The sequence below is a fragment of the Colwellia sp. 12G3 genome (assembly GCF_002836775.1).
Classification (GTDB): Bacteria; Pseudomonadota; Gammaproteobacteria; order Enterobacterales; family Alteromonadaceae; genus Colwellia.
Window position 1 is genome coordinate 39448 of record NZ_PJAQ01000068.1, and the last position, 21866, is coordinate 61313.

17 protein-coding genes are annotated in these 21866 nt (G+C 39.2%); 8 read left to right on the forward strand and 9 right to left on the reverse strand.

The features are described 5' to 3' along the window. Positions 1 to 7 precede the first annotated feature (7 nt). From CXF71_RS17835 to CXF71_RS17845, 3 genes are all read left to right on the forward strand, one after another. Positions 8 to 886 carry a hypothetical protein gene (locus CXF71_RS17835; protein WP_101234297.1) on the forward strand — a complete coding sequence of 293 codons (879 nt, stop codon included), beginning with the start codon at positions 8 to 10 and terminating at the stop codon, positions 884 to 886. A gap of 127 nt (positions 887 to 1013) precedes the next feature. After that, a complete protein-coding gene (locus tag CXF71_RS17840; RefSeq protein ID WP_232771540.1) occupies positions 1014 to 2522 on the forward strand; it encodes a methyl-accepting chemotaxis protein in 1509 nt (502 codons plus the stop codon). A gap of 20 nt (positions 2523 to 2542) precedes the next feature. Continuing rightward, positions 2543 to 3097, forward strand: a complete 555-nt coding sequence (locus tag CXF71_RS17845; protein ID WP_101234299.1) for a cytochrome b — start codon at positions 2543 to 2545, stop codon at positions 3095 to 3097. Here the strand turns inward: CXF71_RS17845 and CXF71_RS17850 are convergent. Beyond that, the gene (locus tag CXF71_RS17850) at positions 3094 to 5181 is read right to left on the reverse strand and encodes a hypothetical protein (RefSeq protein WP_101234300.1); all 2088 of its coding nucleotides are present in this window, start codon (positions 5179 to 5181) and stop codon (positions 3094 to 3096) included. The genes CXF71_RS17845 and CXF71_RS17850 overlap by 4 nt on opposite strands. A 132-nt stretch (positions 5182 to 5313) precedes the next feature. After that, a complete protein-coding gene (gene pdxR, locus CXF71_RS17855; protein ID WP_101234301.1) occupies positions 5314 to 6831 on the reverse strand; it encodes a MocR-like pyridoxine biosynthesis transcription factor PdxR in 1518 nt (505 codons plus the stop codon). Positions 6832 to 6926: 95 nt separating this feature from the next. On the opposite strand from pdxR, the gene CXF71_RS17860 reads away from it, so the two are divergent. The 3 genes from CXF71_RS17860 to CXF71_RS17870 all read left to right on the forward strand — a co-directional run bounded on the left by CXF71_RS17860 (position 6927) and on the right by CXF71_RS17870 (position 10411). Beyond that, entirely contained in the window at positions 6927 to 7562 is a 636-nt protein-coding gene (locus CXF71_RS17860; protein WP_232771541.1) for a GNAT family N-acetyltransferase, read from the forward strand. Further along, entirely contained in the window at positions 7549 to 8217 is a 669-nt protein-coding gene (locus tag CXF71_RS17865; RefSeq protein ID WP_101234302.1) for an FMN-binding negative transcriptional regulator, read from the forward strand. Before CXF71_RS17860 ends, CXF71_RS17865 begins: the two co-directional genes overlap by 14 nt. Positions 8218 to 8359: 142 nt before the next feature. Next, positions 8360 to 10411 carry a M13 family metallopeptidase gene (locus CXF71_RS17870; protein ID WP_101234303.1) on the forward strand — a complete coding sequence of 684 codons (2052 nt, stop codon included), beginning with the start codon at positions 8360 to 8362 and terminating at the stop codon, positions 10409 to 10411. A gap of 105 nt (positions 10412 to 10516) precedes the next feature. Here the strand turns inward: CXF71_RS17870 and CXF71_RS17875 are convergent, their stop codons facing one another. The 3 genes from CXF71_RS17875 to CXF71_RS17885 form a co-directional block, all read right to left on the reverse strand. Further along, positions 10517 to 11023, reverse strand: a complete 507-nt coding sequence (locus tag CXF71_RS17875) for a nuclear transport factor 2 family protein (RefSeq protein WP_101234924.1) — start codon at positions 11021 to 11023, stop codon at positions 10517 to 10519. 38 nt (positions 11024 to 11061) lie between these two features. Further along, a complete protein-coding gene (locus CXF71_RS17880) occupies positions 11062 to 12786 on the reverse strand; it encodes a 2Fe-2S iron-sulfur cluster-binding protein (protein WP_101234304.1) in 1725 nt (574 codons plus the stop codon). 158 nt (positions 12787 to 12944) lie between these two features. Next, positions 12945 to 13490: a carboxymuconolactone decarboxylase family protein gene (locus tag CXF71_RS17885; protein ID WP_101234305.1), complete on the reverse strand. Its 546-nt coding sequence runs from the start codon at positions 13488 to 13490 to the stop codon at positions 12945 to 12947. Between the two features lie 237 nt (positions 13491 to 13727). Between CXF71_RS17885 and CXF71_RS17890 the strand changes: the two genes are divergently transcribed. After that, complete coding sequence (locus CXF71_RS17890) at positions 13728 to 14627, forward strand: LysR family transcriptional regulator (protein WP_198559907.1); 900 nt, start codon at positions 13728 to 13730, stop codon at positions 14625 to 14627. 201 nt (positions 14628 to 14828) lie between these two features. On the opposite strand, the gene CXF71_RS17895 is transcribed toward CXF71_RS17890, so the two are convergent. The 4 genes from CXF71_RS17895 to CXF71_RS17910 all read right to left on the reverse strand — a co-directional run bounded on the left by CXF71_RS17895 (position 14829) and on the right by CXF71_RS17910 (position 19634). After that, a complete protein-coding gene (locus CXF71_RS17895) occupies positions 14829 to 15380 on the reverse strand; it encodes an outer membrane beta-barrel protein (RefSeq protein WP_101234306.1) in 552 nt (183 codons plus the stop codon). 420 nt (positions 15381 to 15800) lie between these two features. Further along, positions 15801 to 17009 carry an aromatic amino acid transport family protein gene (locus tag CXF71_RS17900; protein WP_101234307.1) on the reverse strand — a complete coding sequence of 403 codons (1209 nt, stop codon included), beginning with the start codon at positions 17007 to 17009 and terminating at the stop codon, positions 15801 to 15803. Between the two features lie 210 nt (positions 17010 to 17219). After that, entirely contained in the window at positions 17220 to 18365 is a 1146-nt protein-coding gene (gene tyrA, locus CXF71_RS17905) for a bifunctional chorismate mutase/prephenate dehydrogenase (RefSeq protein ID WP_101234308.1), read from the reverse strand. A gap of 174 nt (positions 18366 to 18539) precedes the next feature. Further along, entirely contained in the window at positions 18540 to 19634 is a 1095-nt protein-coding gene (locus CXF71_RS17910) for a 3-deoxy-7-phosphoheptulonate synthase (RefSeq protein ID WP_101234309.1), read from the reverse strand. A 754-nt stretch (positions 19635 to 20388) separates the two neighbouring features. Here CXF71_RS17910 and CXF71_RS17915 point away from each other — a divergent pair. Next, positions 20389 to 21789 (forward strand): alanine/glycine:cation symporter family protein, encoded by a 1401-nt coding sequence (locus tag CXF71_RS17915; RefSeq protein WP_101234310.1) that lies wholly within the window; start codon positions 20389 to 20391, stop codon positions 21787 to 21789. Positions 21790 to 21866 lie beyond the last annotated feature (77 nt).

The following is a 21866-nucleotide window of genomic DNA, read 5'->3' on the forward strand; positions in this document are numbered from 1 at the left end:
AAAGCCCTTGAACAAATTAGCCGTACTAGCCTTTGCCCTATTAATATTTCTTAGCACCATGTTATGGTATCTAGCTAATGGCTCTTTAAATGATTACCTTAAAAGCCAAGTTATATTACAGAGTGAATACTATAGCGCTCAACAAGCAAAACTACTCAGCGCTGATTTCTCAAATAATACCGGCATTACCAGCTTTACTGGCTTTTCACTGAGCAATTTAGATGGTTTAACTCAGCCTCAGCTATTCATTATTGATAAAATTAGCGCACAGCTGGCAGTGGTGCCTACCCACCAATTGGATTCGCCGAGCATACAGAAAAAAACGACTACTATCGTTCATGTTAAAGAGCTTAGCTTTGGTAACTTGCATGCTTGGTCTGAAGTGCCTAAAGCAAATGAAGCAGGTACAACTAATATAGAAATTTTGTTTAAAAAAATCAACACTCAACTTGCAATAGATTACCCCGCGTTATACCCAAGAATAAGTGCTGAGCTTTACGCAAAAATGTATCCGGAGCGAAGTGAAACATTGGCCTTAGAAGATTTGGACACCAAGCAAAGAGTACTAGAGGTTGAAACCAACCAAGCGATTATCGCCTCCAATGAAGCTAAACAGAAAAAACGTCTGTTAGGTAAAGCACAAACTCGCGTTATCATCACTTCGGTGATCATTGAGAAGTTAACTCTGACCATCATTAAAGACGACCAAGCAATAACAACACAGATGAAGAATGTAGAGTTAGGTCGTTTTGGTGATGAAAATGGTTTAGCGAGTAATCAATTGGGCGGTGAATTACTTAAAAGGATACTTGCTCAATTAATGAAGATAGAAAAATCTAACGTTTTGAAAAGCGAAGCTAATGAAAAAAATAACGATAATAAATAAATACTATTATTTATTAAACATTCACTCAAGTTAATGAGTTTTTGCCGATATAGATCAAAGCGATAAATTTATCTTACTGTTACTATTAACTTAACCACTTTATGTTGTGTAATCTATGTCATCTATTATGAAACAATTAATCTCTGTTACCGACTTAAAGGGTAACTACACCTACGTTAACCAAGCGTATTGCCAAACCACTGGTTATCAAGAAAGTGAACTGCTTAATATTGATACGCGTAGTTTAACGCATCAACAAATGCCTAAAGTCGTACTTGATGAATTATCGGCAACTTTATCAAAAGGATTTTCTTGGCAAGGTTTATTACAGCTAAAAAGCAAAACAGGTAAAAGTATCTGGCTTGATGTTTTTATCACGCCACAGTATAGCCAGAGTATAATTACGGGTTTTCAATGCATTAGTACCGTAGCAAGCACATCACTTGCGAATAATGCTGATAATATTTATCAAGCACTCAATAATAAAAATAACTGGGTAACGTTTGAATTCACTAAAAATCATAAGTTTGCCTTTTTAGTAGTACTCTCCGTTATTGCACAAGGTTTTATTTTTACACACTTGGGTTTTCTTGCCTCAATTATTGCTGGCGTGAGTGCCGTTACCCCTATTCTTATTTTTTGGTCTGATATTATTCCTACCGCTATGCGTGCACAACGCATGCAAAGCATGTTTGATTCCGTATCTCGTAAAGTCTACTTTGGCAAAGGCAGTGCCAGTGTTTTTGATTTTAACTTCTCACTGTTAAAAACCAAAATCAAAGCCATTATTGAACGTACACTTGACGCGGCCAAACCGATAAAAGCAGTGATGGCGAAAGTGAGCCAAGGGCTGACAGATACACGAACAACCTTAGCGCAGCAAAAAGATGATTTAGAACAACTCAGTACTGCGATGAGTCAAATGCAGGAATCTACGCAAGACATTGCCCAGAACACTGTGCATGTCGCCAGCGAATTAGAAGTAACTTTTGAGCACTGTGAGAAATCTCAACAAAGCATTTATGAAACCAGTGATAAAATAAGTCATTTAGCGAAAGCCGTGGAGAATGCTTCAAGCTCTGCTGATAGCTTAACTCAGTCGGCAAATAACGTTGGTGAGTTGATGGAAGATATTCAGTCAATTGCCGACCAAACTAACTTATTAGCGCTAAATGCTGCCATTGAAGCAGCACGTGCGGGTGAACATGGCCGAGGTTTTGCTGTCGTTGCCGATGAAGTACGTAACTTGTCATCCCGCACCCAAGAGTCTGCGGTAAAAATTCATCAACGTCTAACGATTATGCTCAATACCATAGAGCAATGGGTTGTCTTAATGAATAAAAATAAAGATGAAGCGCAATTCTGTGTTGATAGTGCTCAAGCATCTCATCAACAAATAGATTTAGTTGTAGAGAAAATGCAAAACATTAACCAAGCCGCAACTCAAATTGCGACAGCAGCAGAAGAGCAGTCTTGTGTGTCTCATGAGATCAATAGCCACTTAACTGATATTGCGCAAAATACTGAGTCGACTTGGCAGCAAACCGACCGTGTTGCCGAACAAATGCAAGAACTGGCAAAAAGTGTTGATGACATCGCTGACTTAGCGAGTACTTTCGTTCCCCAAAAAAAATAAAAAATAAATAAGGACTGCTCATGTCATGGAAAAACACTGCAAATCACTATGGTTCACTTTCAATGAAGATGCACTGGTTAATGGTGCTTTTAATGATTTGTGTTTTTGCCAGTATTGAAAGCAGAGTGTTTTTTGAAAAAGGCACTGAATTGCGAGATCTATTCAAGATGTGGCACTTTATGCTAGGTTTATTGGTTTTTATCTTAGTCTGTGCCCGTATCTATCTACGTAGTCAGCAAATTACGCCACAAATAACGCCGCCACTTTCGACCATGCAAACTTGGGCAGCCAAAACTGCTCACTTAACGCTGTATGTTTTCATGATTGCTATGCCAATATTTGGCTGGTTTGTGCTCAGCGCCAAAGGTAAAGTCATTCCCTTTTTCGGACTAGAGCTCCCGGCACTTATCCCTTATGACAAACCTTTCGGTAAAATATTAGAGGGTTGGCACAAAGAGGTTGGCTCATGGGGGTACTATCTTATTGCTTTTCATGCTGTGGCTGGATTAGTACATCACTACATTCAAAAAGATGACACGCTAATACGTATGTTGCCAATAAAGAAAAAGCGCTAAGGAACTAGCTCTTCGTTACTCTCAATAAAAACAGTTTTGCTGCCATCACAATGTAAGTCAGCAATTAAATGTGGTGAGCCATCATTATTGAGTTCTAAATAACCCAAGCCACTTTTAGGTTGCAGCCTTTGGTGGCCTATGTTCAAATTTTTATCTTGTACTTGGTCATGCTCATGCTCAACCATTAATTTACGTCCTTTAATACGCATAGAGCGGCGTTTAGTAAACAAATTAAGCGGTGAGTAAGGACCATAGAACCAACGATTCATCCGATCAAAAAAACCAATCAGTGGCTGAGGAAACTGGTTTTTAATGCCACTGGAGGTAATTTGCCAAATATGTGGTGAATGGTCACGAAACCTGAGCTCAACATCATAAACAAAAGAATAATGCACATCGCCTGAAAGAATAACAAAGTGCTGCGGTGTTTTCGGATGCTTGAAAATATTCAACAAAGTACTCGCCGCGCCCGGATGTGCCATCCAGTTTTCAGCATCTACTGCTAATGGGTAACCTGCTAAGGTAACAATTCGCTGTATCGTTTCAATAACCTTAACGCCAAAAATAGGTGCCGGTGAGACCAATAATATCGAGTCATGCCCTATCAATTCTTGCTGTAATTCACATAAGGCTTCCCAGTCCATTAACCCTGAAGGATCGTCTAAGGCATGCTCTGAACGCCAGCGACGTGTTCTACTATCAAGCACCACTAACTTAGGGTGACTATCAAGGGTGTACTGCCAATGGGAAAACTTTAATAAATAATCAATAAACCGATCTTGCGAACATAAGTCGTGTGAGTCCGTAGCTTTTAGGTCAGAGTCTTGTAAATCTGATCCTTGTTGCACGGGAGCGGTTTCTTTTTGCTTAGCATTAGCACTTTGGTAAGCATTGGCAACGTGATAAAAGTCGCCTTTAAATTGCTTGGGATCATTACCCCAACCTTGACATAACCAGTAAGCGAATAAGCTATTACCAATCATGCGTTTTGCCAACGGGTCTTGATAAGCAGCTTGTTCCCAGCTGGCAGTTAAATTCCAATCATCCGTAACATCGTGATCGTCAAAAATCATATAGCTTGGTGTGTGTGCTAACAAACGTTGGACTTTATCTAAACCACTAACAAAACTTTTAATTGAGGCTAATTCTTGCTGATGGATCGCTTGGTATTTAGTAGGAACATTAAAACCTTCCAATTCAACCTGTTGCCATAAGGTAGGTGACCACACTAAACAATACATCGCCATATTTTCAGCAAATGTAATCAGGTGATTATTCGCATAAGTGGAGGTAAAAATAGGATGTTGCTTTTTGGATGTGAAAAAATAGGCTCTAAAACAAGACGCAGCTGAAGTACTTGTAGGTAACAGTAACTCACGCTGAAAATACTGATCACCAAACTGATAAAGTTCACTACCACAGCTAATGCCCAGCTCAGCTAAGTTGCTATCGGTAAAAGTTTCATCATTTAAGCCCAATAAAGCGATAACTTGATGAATAGCATAAAGTGTAACGCCGGCAACATGATCCGCATAAACTTGATCGCCAGACATCATCAATAACGCTGGCCTTTTCTCAACATTCGTTAAGGTTTCTCCCACTAAATGATCACCTGCGATTAAACTATCTTGACTCGCATGATGTGGGTTTCGACATGAGCCATGCAGTAAGTTATTAATATTTTCTTGGATAATAAAGGAAGGTCTACTTTTACCAGCAAAGGTCAAATTTGGGATGATATCCGCTAGACAATGACTATTACTTTGACCGTCTAGTGGGTCTGTTAATAGTAAGTCATATTCAATATAGGTCTCAACAGGTAAATTAATGCTTACATCCAACAAATGAACAACTGCCTTTTTACCGACACGAAATGTCGTTAAATTATTCTCATCAAGCAAAGCTATAAAAACTGGCTGCTCTTTAAGTGAGCCGACATCGTTTAAACTAGCATCACCTGAGCTTACATCACTTAAGTAACAGTGAAATTCACCACTACACTCAAACGGACTAAGCCACCACAGCACTAATTGTTGTGATGTTAAGCGTCGTAATATTGGCCCTACTAAAATATCTGCTAGCACCTAAATCTCTACTATTTATTGTATGTGAAAAGTAATCGTTAAAAATAATGGCTAAAATGAGAAAACAAAAAGTGTTTATCTCGTAAAATTCCCTTAATAGCAAGACGAAGTTGTTACCTTATGTAATGAACATCAACCAGTAGGCTCGCTACTGCCGCTGTATAATAAATTCATTACAATGTTCAACCCTTGTGCAACTTCTGTTTCATTCATGGCGGCAAATCCTAAACGGATAAAACGATACTCTTCTCTAGGTAGTTCTTTACGTATATTAAATTCTAATTCAGTTTGTAAGTAGACTCCTTTTGACAATAGCTTTTCTTTCAAATTAACAATAGATTTTCCGGTATCAAGCCATATTGCCATACCGCCAGCGGGCACTTCAAAATGTATTGGCAGACCTTTTTCTTGATAGGATTTTAATTGCTGAACCATGAAATCACGACGCTTTTGGTACAAGCGGGTCATTCGTCGTAAGTGTCCTTCAAAGCCACCTTGTTGCATCCATTTAGCCACCGTTTGTTGCACTAGCACATTGCTCTTGTGGTTCATCAGCATTTTATAAGCCGCCAATTGTTCAATTAAGACATTATTGGCCACCACATAACCAATACGTGCGCTACCAAACATCAATTTTGAAAAGGTAGAAATATAAATAACTAAACCGGCAGGATCATCAGCAGCCATTGGCGCAATGGGTTGGCTGTCATAATGAAACTCATGATCATAATCATCTTCTACTATGGCGACCCCATATTGCACCGCTAATTGATAAATTTGCATACGTCTGGTGATATCTAAAGATACTGTCGTTGGGTATTGATGTAACGGCGTGAGATAAAGCAGCTTTACCTTACCCAGGGCAAGTACCTGCGCCAAATGCTCTGGCACTATGCCGCGTTCATCTTGGTTGATAGAGATTAACTCAGCGCCAGTTCGCTCAAAAGCAGCCCAAGCGGGTGGATAGCCAAGCTGTTCAACCGCGACCTTATCACCGGGTTGTAACAGTAATTGTGAAATCATATACAAGGCTTCTTGTGAGCCATTGCAAATCATTAACTCTTTGTCTGTTATTGAGCGAACACGTCGTAAGTAAGTCGAAATTTCTTTAATAAGCTCGACTTCTCCACGACTATCGCCGTAACTTAAATCATCAATTTTAGGTCGCTGACACGTTTGGGAAAAATGACTTTTAAATTCATCAAAAGGGAATTTTCTGATATCTGGCTGACCACCGGAGAAATTATAAGGATACTGGCTCGCTTTAACTTTTGGTGTAACAGGCACGTTTTGTTTTAGCCGAAATTGCCAGTCAAAATCTTGCTTCGCTTGTTTCACTTTACTGGCGGTAAAGCTACTTTGAATAGGTAGGTTTTCTACCACACGATAACCAGAACGCTCTTTCGCTTCAACCCAACCTTGTGCCACTAATTCAGCCAGTGCCGCCATAATAGTATGACGATTTACCGCTAACTGCTGAGCCAGCTTTCTCGCAGAAGGCAATGCTTCAGTCGGTGCAACCTGCCCTTCTTTAATGGCTTGTCGTAAGGCATTGGCAATAGCTAAGTATTTTGCTTGTTTAGCTGACCTATTATTTGCAGCTAAGTTCGGATCTGGGCTGAATTCTAAATTTAGGTTTAGCGCTTTCAATCTGGTCTATCAACTTATATAAATCTGGTTGTAGTAGTTATACCAAAGATATTCATAATAACAACCATCAACGAGCCCTTTTCATGGAATAATCAATGGAACAACCAATGTTACAACCAAGACTAAAACCTATTACCCTAGAAACAAGTTTACTCAAATTAGTCCCTATGACTATGCAACATCTTAATGATTATTGCTTGGCAGGAAACTACCCTCAAGTATGGCAACATATGCCTCTCAATCGAAGTGCTAGTCACGATATTGCCAGACCATGGATGCAAGAAGCGGTTGATGAAATGGCGCAAGGACTGCAACTAGCCTTTATTACCCTTGATAAAAAAACCAATAAAGTGATTGGCTCGACACGCTTATTTCGCTGCAACGAAAAAGATAAAAGCATTGAACTTGGCCACACCTTTATCACCCCTGAATTTCAACGAAGCTATGTTAATTCACATGCAAAGTACTTAATGTTAAAGCACGCCTTTGAACACTTAAAGATGGTTCGTGTCGAAATTTGCACGCATGAGAATAATCAGCAATCGCGTAATGCTATTGCCCGTATTGGTGGTCACTTTGAAGGTATTTTAAGAAAAAACAGACGTGCACCTAACGGAGACTACCGAAATACTGCCATGTTTAGCATCCTTGATGAAGAATGGCCTCAAGTAAAACAACAGCTATTAGCTAGTGGAACAAACCAAGAGGAGTTTGAGCATGTATCCACCTAAATACTTTCAAACAAGTGATGAAGAAAACCATAAGTTAAGTGCACTAATTAATGACAATCCACTGGCAACATTGTTAGTAAATATTGATGAACCCTTACCGCACATTAGTCATATCCCTTTTCACTTTGCAGAAGATGATGCGACTACTGAGGTAAAAAGCAAAGTGTTGATTGCTCATGTCAGTAATCAACACCCGTTAGCAGCAAGATTATTAACGCAAGGAGATGTACCACTGAGCATAGTGTTTCATGGGGAGCAGTGTTATATTTCACCTCACTGTGGCACCAATGTTAATACTAATAATGCTAATGACAATACCAATGGCCAAGTTGTGCCAACATGGAATTATGCCAAAGTTCATGTCACAGGCATCGCCACAGCAATTATAGATCCAGAGCTTAAATACCAACAAATGAAAATAAGCAGCCAACATTTCGAACGAGAGCAGCAAAGACCTTGGGAATTAACAGAGGTTAGCGATAAAAAGATACGACAAATGCTAACCGCTATTACTTTTTTTAAAGTCTATATTGATACGTTTGAGGGGCGTTTTAAATTCAGTCAAAATAAACCAACCGCGGTAAGAGCACAAATAGCTGAACAAGTCGCGAGGCGCAACAAGCCTCTTTTAGCACAACAAATACGTGATCTTTAACAGATCACTGATTTCCCTTATCCCTACTGTTGAAATTGCGACCAATTACTTTTACTGATATCTTACCTATTCAAGGTTAACACCGCTGTAACAATGTTAATCTTCGTTTATCCAAAAATAATAAAACAAAAAGGACGTTACGATGAAAAAGACATTAGTATCTTTAACTGTACTCATAGGATTAATGGGGTGTAATAATAGTAATAACTTAAATGCATCAAATGGCGATAACAGCGGCCCTGTGCTCATCTCTGGTCTAAATGTTACCTCGATGGATAGTACGGTAAAACCTGGCGATGACTTTAACCTTTATGCGAATGGTAATTGGATAAAGCAAACCGAAATCCCCGCTGACAAATCATCTTATGGCGTCGGCACTGTCGTTCATGAGCAATCTCAAAGTGATGTTAAAGCGATTATAGAAGCCGCTTCTGCAGGAGATTTTGCTCAAGGCTCTAATGAGCAAAAAGTCGGTGATTTATACCAATCTTATATTGATTGGGATACCCGTAATAAAATTGGTTTAACTCCTCTTCACAATGAGTTTAGCCAAATAGATACTATTGCAAATCATAACGAATTAGCTGTGCATTTTGCTATGGCGAATAAACTAGGTTATGCCATTCCCTTTAATCTAGGTCAATATGTCGATTTTAAAAATCCAAATTCTTATATGCAATATACTTGGCAAGCTGGTTTAGGCTTACCTGACAGAGAGTATTACTTCTTAGATGACGATGCTTCAAAAGAGATCAGAGCAAGTTATCTTACCCATATCGAAAAAATGCTAACCCTTGCTGGCTTAACTAATCCTCAAGCAGCCGCTAAAGATATCTTTGCCTTAGAAACTAAGCTGGCTAATGTTCACATGAAAAAAGAGCAAACCCGCGATATGGTTGCGCTTTATAATAAAATACCTACGCCTGAATTAACAAAACTCATGCCTGATTTTAATTGGGACGGTTTCTTAGCGGAGTCTGGCATTAGTGATATCGATGGCGTAGTAGTCACGCAAATAGATTATATGAAAGCACTGAATAACATCATAAAAGATACGCCAATATATACTTGGCATGTTTATTTAAAGTGGGGAGTGATTAATAGCTCAGCAACGAGATTGACTCAGCAGTTAGATCAGCAGCACTTTGAATTTTATGGCAAAGAATTACGCGGTGTAGAAACTCAGTTACCAATGTGGCGTCGTGGCGTTAGTATAGTGAATCAAAATATTGGTGAAGTTGTTGGCAAGGTTTATGTGAAAAAGCATTTTCCACCACAAGCAAAAGTACGTATGGAAGAATTGGTGAATAACCTCATTAAAGCCTATGAAGTGAGTATTAAAAACATAGATTGGATGACACCTGAAACCAAAAAACAAGCACTTGATAAACTCTCTAAGTTTACCCCTAAAATTGGTTACCCTGATATATGGAAAGATTACTCAGCATTAACCATCAAAAAAGATGACTTATTTGGTAACTTAAAACGTTCGGCTTTAGTAGTTTACCAGCAAAACTTAGCTAAACAGAATGGTCCTGTACAAAAACATGAGTGGGCAATGACGCCTCAAACCGTTAATGCTTATTACAACCCACCACTCAACGAAATCGTATTTCCTGCAGCAATACTACAGCCACCATTTTTTAATTTAAGTGCCGAAGATGCTGTTAACTATGGTGCTATTGGTGCTGTTATTGGTCATGAAATTGGCCATGGTTTTGATGATGCGGGTAGTACATTTGACGGTGACGGTGTATTACGTAACTGGTGGACAGAGGCTGATAAAGCTGAGTTTAAAAATAGAACCGCCAAGCTAGTAGCACAATACGACGAGTTTGAACCCCTTGATGGCGTTAATGTTAATGGCTCTTTTACCTTAGGTGAAAACATCGGTGACTTAGGCGGATTAAGCATTTCATTGATGGCCTATAAAATGTCATTAGGTGATAAAACAGCCCCAGTTATTGATGACTTTACTGGTGAACAGCGTGTGTTTCTAGGCTATGCGCAAAGCTGGAGTAAGAAATACCGTGAAAAAGCATTAAAGCATCAAATAAGTACTGACCCACATTCACCTTCTATGTATCGAGTGAATGGCGTTGTTCGTAATGTTCCTGAATTTTATGAATTATTTGGTGTAAAAGAAGGTGATAATCTTTACTTAGCACCGAGTGAACGCGTTAAAATTTGGTAATTATATTTTTAATCTAAGTATTTTTACTATTAAAAAAGCCCTGAGTTGTTAGCAACTCAGGGCTTTTTAACTTCGTTCATTTGATCAATACTTGATGACGTCTCGTTATAACCCTAACGCTGTTAGGCTAGGATGGTCGGCGGGTCTGCTGCCTTTAGGCCAATGGAACTTACGCTCTTTGTCAGTAATTTTAACATCATTGATGCTTGCATGACGCTCAACCATCAGTCCTTTGTCATTAAATTGCCAATTTTCATTACCATACGAACGATACCATTGCCCTTGCGCATCTAACCATTCATAAGCAAAACGTACCGCTATGCGCTCGCCATCAAAAGCCCACAACTCTTTTATCAAACGATACTCTTGCTCTCGTTGCCATTTTTCTGCTAAAAATTTAACAATAGCGGGTCTGCCTTGTAAAAACGACTCTCTATTGCGCCAAACGCTTGTTAAGCTATAGGCGGTTGCGACTTTAACGGGATCTTGGCTATTCCAACCATCTTCCGCTTTTCGTACTTTCTCTTTTGCCGTCGCCAAGGTAAATGCTGGTACAGGTTGGCGGATTTCTTCATGCTCTATATCAAAGTTCAAGTTAGGGCTCTGTTTCATATTCGGTTTCATATTCGTGTTCATAATTATTCCTTATTTTAAATATCTAGCTCTAACGTGTCTTGGGCAGCTCTTGATACGCACAGACACATCAGTTTATTTGATTTTTCAGTGTTGGTTAGGCATTCATCTTTATGAATGACATTGCCTTTAGTTACTGATACTACGCAAGTTTTACAGGCGCCTGTTTTACAGCTGTAAGGCACATTAATACCCTGTGCTAACACCGCATCTAAAAGTGATTCTTGGGCTGAGACTGTGATTAGCTTTTGCGAGCGTTTAAGCTTCACCGTAAAGGCTTTTGCAGTGCTATCTACCGTATTATCTAAGGTAGTAATAAAACGCTCAAAATGAAGTCGGTTGGTCGAAATCCCAAGCTGTTGAGCAATACTTAGCAACTGATCTATCATCTTTTTCGGGCCACAAAAATAAAAATGAGCATCCGAGGGTGACCTAGTTAATAGTTTCTCTACATTGAGTTTGTTACCTTCAGCGGCTGCGTATAAATGTAATTTATTGCCGATCTGTCTTGATAACCGATCGCTAAAGGCCATTTCATCAATTGAACGACCGCAGTAATGTAAAGAAAAATCACGCTGCTGGCTTGTTAACGTTAAAGCCATCGCTTTAATTGGCGTGATGCCAATACCACCGGCAATCAAAACAACAGGAGCGGTTGATTGCTCAAGTGGAAAGTAATTTTGTGGCTGTGCACAATCTATCCTAAGCCCAAGGGTGAAGTGTTGATGGATAATTGCAGAGCCACTTTCTGCAAGCTCGCTATTATTTAATTCATTTTGCTCTTTTAAATTAAGTGATTCACTCTGCTCATTTAAATCACTTTGATCATTGAGTACGGCAATTTCATAACAATCCGTTCTACTGGGATTTGAAGAAATTGAATAATGTCTGTGCGTTAACTTTCCGTTATTTAATATGACGGGTATGACCAAATGTGCTCCTGCTTCAAAGTCAGGTAATGGCTCATCTTTGGCATGTTTGAGTTCAATCGCTCTAATACGAGGCGTCAATTGTCTAATACCACTAATGACTAACGGTAATTCACCCTCACCTGATCTTTGCGGATAACTTGCTAGTAGTGGTGCAGGTAACGAAGCTTCATTTGATGAAGCCGCTTGCTGCTGTAATTTTAACGAAGCTTTCAACTGTACTGCCAACTGAGCTTTTACGTCTGCTAACTCATTAGTTATCGGGGTAATTAATGACTCAAGTTCACTTTCAGTGTACCGAGGGGTAATATGTTGTGGGCAATTCCAATCAAATGCTTCAACTTTAATGATAAAACCACGCTCTACTTTGGCGCGATAATCATCATCTTCAAGACTAGCCAGTGTTTGCCAATCATTTTCTGGCACTTGACTCATTCGTCCCATTAATTTTAAACGGCGTTTATTTGGATAATCGACAAATATAATAGACACACGATCATTATTTCGAAAGTTCCCGGCACTCACGTATTGGCGATTACCTTTATAGTCAGCAAAGCCTAATGTTGATGCATCAAGCACTTTAAGAAACCCCTTCGGCCCGCCACGGTGTTGAACATAGGGCCAATCGGTTTCACTAACACTTGCCATATAAAAGCTATCACGCTGACCAATAAAGTCTGCTTCAACCCTTGATAAGAGAAAGTTGTAATCTTCTCCTTGGTCCATACTGGCATAGCCTGCTCGACTATTTTGCTCTTGTTGCATGGCCCTGACTGAATCAGTAAATGCCAGTTGTGCATATTTATGTGCCATGGGTCTACTCCTACGAGGTCACTACTTTTCATTGATAGCTAGACTAGGTGATAACTACACTAAGCAATAACGGGACTTTCTCTATAACTAAATATTTTTAGTAAAACTAGCCCAAACGAATCCCTTGATTGTCTGAGCTACTAACGCTAATAATGATACTAAGATGCTTTTTGCAAGGAAATTTTAGGGAAATCGATAGCAACACGACTTGCCTTACCCAAAATGTTTGTCATGATATTCATGCCGACATGGGTAATTATTTCAACAACTTCTGCATCCGAATAACCTGCATTACGGATTTCTAGTAACTCAGCAGTGGTTACTTCACCGTTATGTTCAGCTAAAGAGCGAGCAAATTTAACTGCAATAGCTGCTTGTGCATCTTGACTACCACCGGCTCTGTTTGCTGCCATTTCATCTGTCGTTAAACCAACACCTTTACCTATAGCAGTATGTGCCGAAACACAATATTCACAAGCATTTTGCTCAGCTAAACCTAGAGCAATACGTTCTTTAGTTTTAGCCGTTAAGTCTCCTTCGCTTGCAATAGTGTGTAGACCTAAAAAGGCTTTTAAGGCCGCGGGTGAATTAGCCAATACTTTTAAGAAGTTTGGCACCATACCAAGTTGACTGGTGATAGCGGCATAAAGCTCTGCTTGTTCTGGGTTTGCTTGCTCTGGTGTTACTAAATTGATACGGCTCATGTTTATTCCTTAGTTTTTTAAAGTGAAAGTTTTATGTTCATGCTGCTAGGATATTTTTAGCAACGTTAAATTGTCTTTAACTGATCTGTATCGCTTAGTTAATTTTCACCTCACCTAACGATTAAAGCGGCTAACCAAGCGATGAAGCTATTGTGAAACAAAACGGTTTAATTAAGAATAGGCATGATTTACAATTGATTATTCCAATTAGTGAAACAATGGACAGGTAAACACCCAATGGATCTATTTCATTTAATGAAGGTTTATATTGCTGTCGCTGAAGAGCAAGGTTTCTCTGCTGCCAGTAGACGGCTAAATATGTCGGCTCCTACCGTCACCAGAGCTGTTGCGCATTTAGAGGATAAGTTAGCAGTAAAACTGCTCAATAGAACCACACGCTACGTGCGAATGACTGAGGCTGGCGCTCGTTATTTAGAAGACGCCAAAAGAATTTTACAAGATGTGAATATTGCCAATGAAGCTGCGTTGGGTATAAATTCAACGCCACAAGGCAACATTAGCGTCACGGCGCCTGTTTTGTTTGGCCAACAGTTCGTGCTGCCAACTATCACCGACTATTTACTGCGTTTTCCGCAAACACAAGTTAATGCAGTTTTTTTAGATAGAGTGGTAAATTTACTTGAAGAAGGTCACGACGTAGGTATTCGCATTGGTGAATTACTTGACTCAAGTATGCGTGCGAAAAAGGTAGGTCACGTTAGGCTAATACTCGTTGCCTCCCCTGAATACTTAGCAAAAAATGGTATTCCACAAAGCTGCCAGCAACTCACACAACATACCCTTATTGCTGCCAATACCGGTAGCCTTAATCCTGATTGGCAGTTTTTGGTCAATAAGCAAAACCAAACAATAAAGATCAAACCACGATTAACGGTTACCACCAATCAGGCTGCCATTAATGCAGCCAAAAATAGCTTAGGTATAACACGGATTATTTCATATCAAGTGGCTGATGAACTAAGGGATAACAAACTTAAAATTGTCTTGGAAGATTTTGAACATCCAGCGAAGCCAATTAATATAGTACATAGAGAAGACAAGTTTTCTTCCGCTAAAGTGAGGAGTTTTATCGACCTACTAGCTAAACAGCTGCAAGCTAACCCTGCATTGAATTAAGTTTTACTCGACGGTGACGCCGATAGTGTTTGAAATGAGTAACCTGTGATTAAAGTTACTTGTTCATTATTAGAAATGATGCACATTAAGAACATTTTTTTGATACTAAAAAGCCGTCTCATAAAAACGGCTTAGTGCTAAAAATATTCACTATCAATGACAAAGTAGCATGCATGCTACAGTGTTATAAATAGTTATTGCTTAAAACAGATACGAAATAGTTAAATTTCCAGACATTGCAAAATAAGTTCCAGATTCATACATGAAATCTTCATACTTATCAGCTTGGCGTAATGTTAAAACAAAATCTAAAGCTGCTGGTCCCCAGTTGTAACCCAAACCGCCACCAACTTGAATACCTGAAAAAGACTCACTATCACTTAAAGCAGTCCATTTATCTGAAAAGAAGCCTGCTCCACCGTATCCCCTAAATCCCCGTTTAGAAAAACCTACACCGCCGTAGGCCATCAAATCGAATCCCTTACTTTCTAAAGCACTATAATCGTCATTTTCTAGTGAAAAATACGTACCTCTTACTTGAAAGTGATTATTGAAGGCATAGCCCGCAGCTAAATTAAAGCCACTAAAATCTACATCAGCGCTAGAATTACTCTCATTTGCTACAGAGAAAGCGTAAGAGCCGACGCCTACACTCCAATGAGTTTGTGGAACAGATTCTACTTCACTCGCATTGATTTGAGCCGCTAGTAACAAAGTAGATAAAAACAAAGTTCCCTGGAATATTTTTTTCATTATTTTTCCTATTTAATATTTTTAAAATTATCTTTATAGATAACTATCTTTAATCAGTTTCTCTAATAGAGTCTGCAATATAATTTAAGATTCACAAACAAATCACTGAGCGAATTGTATTAACCCGAATAAACTATAAAACATTGATATTTTTAGTATTACACTTAAAATTCGGCAGAATGATAACGTAAGTAGCTGTTATGTGTCCAATGGTGATTAATTGTTTTTCATAAAACTAGTTTTACCGCAACCTTTTAAAAATAGAGGATAACCACGCAAGAGACAGCAAGTTGCTGTCTCAGGTTATAAAATCATGAAGATATGAATTAGAGCATCACGCCAACGAGAATGTTAGCGTAATAAAACGTTTAAAACTGAATGCGGAGCTAACGATTTTCAGTTAGTTTTTAAGCGTAGCTATTATCCAAGCGGTGGTATTAAACCCAGCATTTGTAAACACTGAGCGCTTATAATCAACACACCAGACAAAGTAGCGACGGCTAAACCAACACTACTACCTTTAACACGATAATTATCATCATGTTGTTCACTTTGCTTTCGTTGTACCCAAACCATAGCGACAGGTAAAAAAATGGCTAAAATAACTAGCGCTATCGCTGCATAGCCAAGTGCCATAATAAAACCTTTTGGATAAAAAAGTGCAAAAGCTAAAGGTGGAACAAAAGTAACTAAGCCGGTAATCAACCTATCTTTTTTAGTATTACCTTTGCTTAAAGTATCACTGAAAAAGTCAAATAATCCTAAACTAACACCTAAGAATGAGGTAGCTAGTGCTAAGTCAGCAAAAATGGTTACAGCATTACTAATATTTGGGCTTTGTAACATGGTACTAATACCTGAAACAAAACTGGGGAAATCTTCATTTTTCATCAAACTTGACTGACTCATTACGCCTTGGCTAACTAATTGCCAAAACAAGTAAATTCCTAGGGGGAGCGCTGAGCCAATGATCATTATTTTTCGTAGTGACTTCATATCCAGACCAACATATTTCACGATTGATGGAATAGAGCCATGAAACCCGAAAGCCGTAAACATAACCGGAATAGCAGAGAGAATAAGTCCTTGTTCTATTGGCATTTCAAGCAGGTGTTTTCCCTGTACATAAGGCGTTAACATATAAAACACACTGGCTAAGGCTATAATTTTGATTAAAAATAAAATGCGATTGACCTTATCTACAGCTGCCGTACCTAAGGTGATGATAGCGCCAAAAATAATAGCAAACATGATAGAGCCTGTTTGATGGGGCAATTCAACACTTGTCCACTGAACCAGCTTTAACTGAAGCTGTGAGCCTCCTCCAGCAATATAGGCTGCGCATAAGGCATAAAATAAAAATATCATTGAACTATTAGCAATGATCTGACCTTTTTTCCCTAATAATGATTTAGCAAGCGAGTTGAATAAAGCCTCGACATGTGCGTATTGATGTAGCTCTATCATTAATAAAGCGGTATAAGTCATCAATAACCACGCCATAAATAATAACAACATTGCTGTTGAAAAACCTAAGCCAGCAGATGCTATAGGCAAAGCTAACATGCCAGCGCCAATAGTCGTTCCAGCTATAATTAACATACTTCCAATCAGTTTACCTTGGCTCATGGTTTTCCCTATTTTTATAGCCGACGCGACACTGTATATCATCACACTTCAATATGCAGATTTTAGTACCTGAAAGTGATCATTAACTCGTAATCATTGAGGCAGAAATTTGTGTTGAGCAAGCTTAGTTGACCAGAAGGATATACGAAGAGTAAGAAGTGAGGGGGTATTGCTGATTACCTTTACATTAATAATCAGCAATATTAGTGTCTAATGTTTTTTTAACTCATTCGCTTTAAGTAGCATTGATTTACTTTCTTCGAGAAAGTCACCCGCATAATCGCCAAACCAATCGGAGACATGATTAAACATATCAACAAAGGCATCTTTATCATCCAGGCTAACATCTTCAAGCAGCTCTAAAAATCGGTAAGCAAAACGTTTCATCATGCCAACATTCTCTTTATTAGCAAAAATGATATCTGCATAAAGAGTAGGATCTTGAGCAAATAATCGGCCAACCATGATCAGCTCTAAGCGATAAATGGGAGAACTCATCGCCACTAACTTTTCTATATCAGCGCCTTCACTCATCAAGTGATAACCGTAGGCTATGGTAGAGAAATGTCGCATAACTTGCACCATCGACATCGCTTCATCATGCTCATGGGCTTGCACGGGATAAATATTAGCGCCCCATACTTCAAATTGCTGCAATAACCACTGATATTGTTCAGGGTAACGCCCTTCACAACTAATAATAGTTTGCTTAATCAAACCAGTAACATCAGGGCCAAACATTGGATGTAAGCCAACGACCGGACCTGCATGTACCTTTTTCATTTCAAATAAAGGCGACTCTTTAATACTGGTTAAATCCGCAAGAATACAGCCTTCAGGTAAGTTATTAAGATGATGAATAACCATGGAGGTTAAGCGGATAGGCACAGCGACAATAACTAAACCTGCATCAGCTAAAATAGCCTCACTGTTTGGCCAATCATCTTGCTCAATAATGCCAACCTGATAGTCTGAACGCTGGAATAGATCAACAAAAACGGAACCTAATTGGCCTTTACCACCCACCACCACAACTTTTTTACATTCAGGATTAACACAGCGATAACCACTAGCATCTTGACTGACGTAAGAGTCACGCATTAAACGACGTAACACATCTTCAATTAAGTCGGGTGATAAACCTGCATCACTGGCTTGTTGGCGACGTTTAGCAAATAAGCTCGCTTCACGTGTGGGATCATAAATAGGTTTGCCGACATTACTTTTCAATTGACCCACTTTACTGGTAACGCTAAGACGTCTTTGTAATAGTTTGACTAAGTCACTGTCAATCTCATCAATTTCGTCACGTAAATGGGCTAACTTTTTATCAAAGTCGGGATCTGAATTGGTCATTACTATCTCTTATATAAAACATCTTAATTAAAGAACATTGCTGAAAATAAAGCGTTCTGAAACAAAGAACTTAAAATCTTTTTTCAATATTTTCGCTGAGAAACTTAAAATAGAAAACGCGACAGGAGTCGCGTCTAACTAAAAGATTTTACCTACGTACCTTAGGGGAAAACGTTAAGCAATACGTGCGGTTAAACAACCCGATAGGTTTGCGTCCACATCAGCCAATAATTGTTCGGTCGCAGCAAAATCGATACATGCATCAGTAACCGATACACCGTAAGCTAAGTCTTCTTTCGCTAAGTCGCTGCTTTGATTACCCGCATTAATATTACTTTCTAACATTATACCAATAATCGATTTATTACCCGTACAAATTTGATCAACTACATCTTGTGCCACAATTGGCTGACGGGTGTAATCCTTGTTTGAGTTACCATGGCTACAATCCACTATAATACCCGCATCAATACCCTGTTTAGCAAGAACTTTCTCACACTCAGCAATACTTTTTGCATCGTAATTAGGCGCAGCGCCGCCACGTAAAATCACATGGCCATCAGGGTTACCACTGGTTTGAATCAAAGCAACCTGCCCTTGACGATTTATACCCATAAAATGGTGTGGCGACTCGGCAGATTGTAATGCATTAACCGCCACACCTAAGCTACCATTAGTGCCATTTTTAAAACCGATTGGCATGGATAAACCACTGGCCATCTCACGATGAGTTTGCGACTCAGTAGTACGCGCACCAATGGCTGACCAGCTAAATACTTCAGCTAAATATTGCGGGCTGATAGGATCAAGCGCTTCGGTTGCAAGTGGTAAACCAAGCTCTGTTAAGTAAAGGATCAATTCACGGGCTTTTCGAAGGCCGGTTTCAACATCGAAGGTACCATCCATATGCGGGTCATTTATTAAACCTTTCCAACCAACCGTAGTACGGGGTTTTTCAAAATAGACACGCATAACCACATACAACGAACCTTGGTATTTATTGTGCAAGACTTTTAACTGACGGGCATAGTCTTTAGCCGCTTCAACATCATGTACCGAACACGGACCTGAAATAACGAGTAAACGCGGGTCACGTTTGTGAATTATGTCACTAATCGTTTTACGCGACTGCTGAACAAACTCACGACCTTTTTCTGAAAGAGGTAATTCAGCACGCAGCGCTTCTGGGGTAATTAATACATGCTCGGCATTAACATGAATGTTATTTGAGCTGGTTGGCACTATTGATAATTCGTTGGCTGTTGTCATAGTTTTTCCTTAATTTGCATATTGCCCACTGAGTGGAACTTCAAATTGTTCTTTAATATGTCTCTAAATTTCTTTAAAGAGGGTATACGCTAGCTAAATAAACAGATTAAACATGTGAAATTCAAGGTAGGAAAACAGCGACTAATAAGGGCTACAGCTCAACCAAAAACAAAAACAGTAAATCGTAAAGATTTAATTACGCGATTTGTATTGTTATTTTTACACTCTTTTTTACGTATGTATAGTGTTTATTCGAAAAATTAACAGAAAACGAGGGAAAAACTTTATTGATGAAGTAACGTAACAAAAACAGCTGTTTTTTTGGGCTAATCATGACGACTGTTATGCTAGTTTTCATTTAAGCGGCAGTCGAAAGTGCTGTTTCTGGATATGCCCCCACTCCTTCATTCCGGTTATCCCTTAGGCAGGAATCCAGTTTATTCGTTCCGTGATGGAGAAACTATGGACCCCCGAATTACACAACTTGGGAATGACGCTTTTAATGACAGCGGGAATAGCGGTTTAAATGAATGCTGCCCCTTCTCAGCAATGACAGTACCCCACGTCGTCATACCGGTTATTTATTAAGCCGGAATATCAGTCTTTACGGCTAAAGGTTAATTTCATATATTAAAAAGTTGTGACTCATAAATATTGATATTTATTCTTATATATCAGTCGATGACATAATGATTAAAAATAACCATTCTAGTACATGCCGTTGCATGCTAGTTATTAAAATTAAGGACATACTTTGAGCGATTTTATCGGCTTTGCTAATAACTTACTCTGGAATAACGTACTCATTTACTTGTTAGTTGGCGCAGGTATTTGGTTTAGTTATAAATTAGCCTTGTTGCAAGTGCGTCACTTTCCTCACATGTTTAAAATACTTTTCAACAAAAGTGGAAGTGATAAAACAGCAATATCATCATTTCAAGCATTGATGACTAGCCTTGCGGCACGTGTTGGTACAGGAAACTTAGCCGGTGTTGCTATTGCAATCACACTGGGTGGTCCTGGCGCTATTTTTTGGATGTGGGTAATCGCTTTCATTGGCATGGCAACGGGGTTTGCTGAAAGTCTTCTGGGACAACTCTACAAAGTACGTAATAGTGATGGCGAGTTTCGTGGCGGCCCCGCTTATTACATAACCATGGGCTTAAACAAACCGTGGTTAGCCTTTGGTTTTTCTCTGTGTATTTTTATTGGCTACGGCTTAGTCTTTAGCTCTGTGCAAGCCAACACCATAGCCGATGCCTTACAAAATGCTTACCAAGTAGATGCTACCTATTCTGGTATGGTTATTGTTGTTCTCGCTGCCTTCATTTTTATTGGCGGCGTAAGGGCGGTAGCGCGCACTGCTAGCGTTATAGTACCGGTAATGGGCTTAGCGTATTTACTGTTAGCACTCTATATTTGCCTCATTAATTTTCAGCAAATACCGGCAGTATTTATGACTATTTTCAGCTCCGCTTTTGGTTTACAAGAAGCAGGCAGTGGCGCCTTAGGTGCCGCCATTATTAATGGTGTTAAGCGCGGATTGTATTCAAATGAAGCTGGCTCAGGCACAGTTCCACATGCTGCAGCGTGTGCAACGCCTAATCCTCATCACCCAGCTGCGCAGGGTTACGTGCAAATGCTCGGCGTATTTATTGATACCATTGTAGTGTGTACTGCAACCGCGTTAATTATTTTACTGGCATTAGGCTCAGACACATCTGACTTAACTGGTATAAGATTAACCCAGTTTGCGATGACTGAGCATGTGGGGCTTTGGGGCAATCATTTTGTTTCGCTAGCCATTTGCTTGTTCTGTTTCACTTCAATTATTGCTAACTATGTTTACGCTGAGAGTAACTTACATTTATTCAAGCTTGATAACGCCTACGGTCGTTGGGGTTTTATTTTAGTCTTTTTATCGATGACATTTTGGGGATCTATTGCCGCTTTACCTGACGTATGGGCATTAGCCGATTTATCTTTAGGCATACTAACGGTTATCAATGTCGCTGTTATTTTAGTGCTAACACCAACCATTGTCGCCGTAACAAAAGACTATAACCAACAGTTACAAGGTAACAAGCAACCTCGATTTAACTTAACTAAAAGTCATAACGTTCAGGGCTATGTAACCAAAAACATCTGGAAGTAATTTAAGGTAATTACCTAACAAATAAGTTTTGACCAAAGATAATTTTAGAAGCATGCATAATATAGCTTTATATTTAA

Coding starts and splice junctions, on each gene's coding strand:
- CXF71_RS17875 (WP_101234924.1), bottom strand. CDS start 11,023: ATGAAACAGAGCCCTAACTTGAACTTTGATATAGAGCATGAAGAAATC.
- CXF71_RS17910 (WP_101234309.1), bottom strand. CDS start 19,634: ATGACAACAGCCAACGAATTATCAATAGTGCCAACCAGCTCAAATAAC.
- CXF71_RS17845 (WP_101234299.1), top strand. CDS start 2,543: ATGTCATGGAAAAACACTGCAAATCACTATGGTTCACTTTCAATGAAG.
- CXF71_RS17900 (WP_101234307.1), bottom strand. CDS start 17,009: ATGAGCCAAGGTAAACTGATTGGAAGTATGTTAATTATAGCTGGAACG.
- CXF71_RS17890 (WP_198559907.1), top strand. CDS start 13,728: ATGGATCTATTTCATTTAATGAAGGTTTATATTGCTGTCGCTGAAGAG.
- CXF71_RS17880 (WP_101234304.1), bottom strand. CDS start 12,786: ATGGCACATAAATATGCACAACTGGCATTTACTGATTCAGTCAGGGCC.
- CXF71_RS17865 (WP_101234302.1), top strand. CDS start 7,549: ATGTATCCACCTAAATACTTTCAAACAAGTGATGAAGAAAACCATAAG.
- CXF71_RS17840 (WP_232771540.1), top strand. CDS start 1,014: ATGAAACAATTAATCTCTGTTACCGACTTAAAGGGTAACTACACCTAC.
- CXF71_RS17885 (WP_101234305.1), bottom strand. CDS start 13,490: ATGAGCCGTATCAATTTAGTAACACCAGAGCAAGCAAACCCAGAACAA.
- CXF71_RS17860 (WP_232771541.1), top strand. CDS start 6,927: ATGGAACAACCAATGTTACAACCAAGACTAAAACCTATTACCCTAGAA.
- tyrA (WP_101234308.1), bottom strand. CDS start 18,365: ATGACCAATTCAGATCCCGACTTTGATAAAAAGTTAGCCCATTTACGT.
- CXF71_RS17870 (WP_101234303.1), top strand. CDS start 8,360: ATGAAAAAGACATTAGTATCTTTAACTGTACTCATAGGATTAATGGGG.
- CXF71_RS17895 (WP_101234306.1), bottom strand. CDS start 15,380: ATGAAAAAAATATTCCAGGGAACTTTGTTTTTATCTACTTTGTTACTA.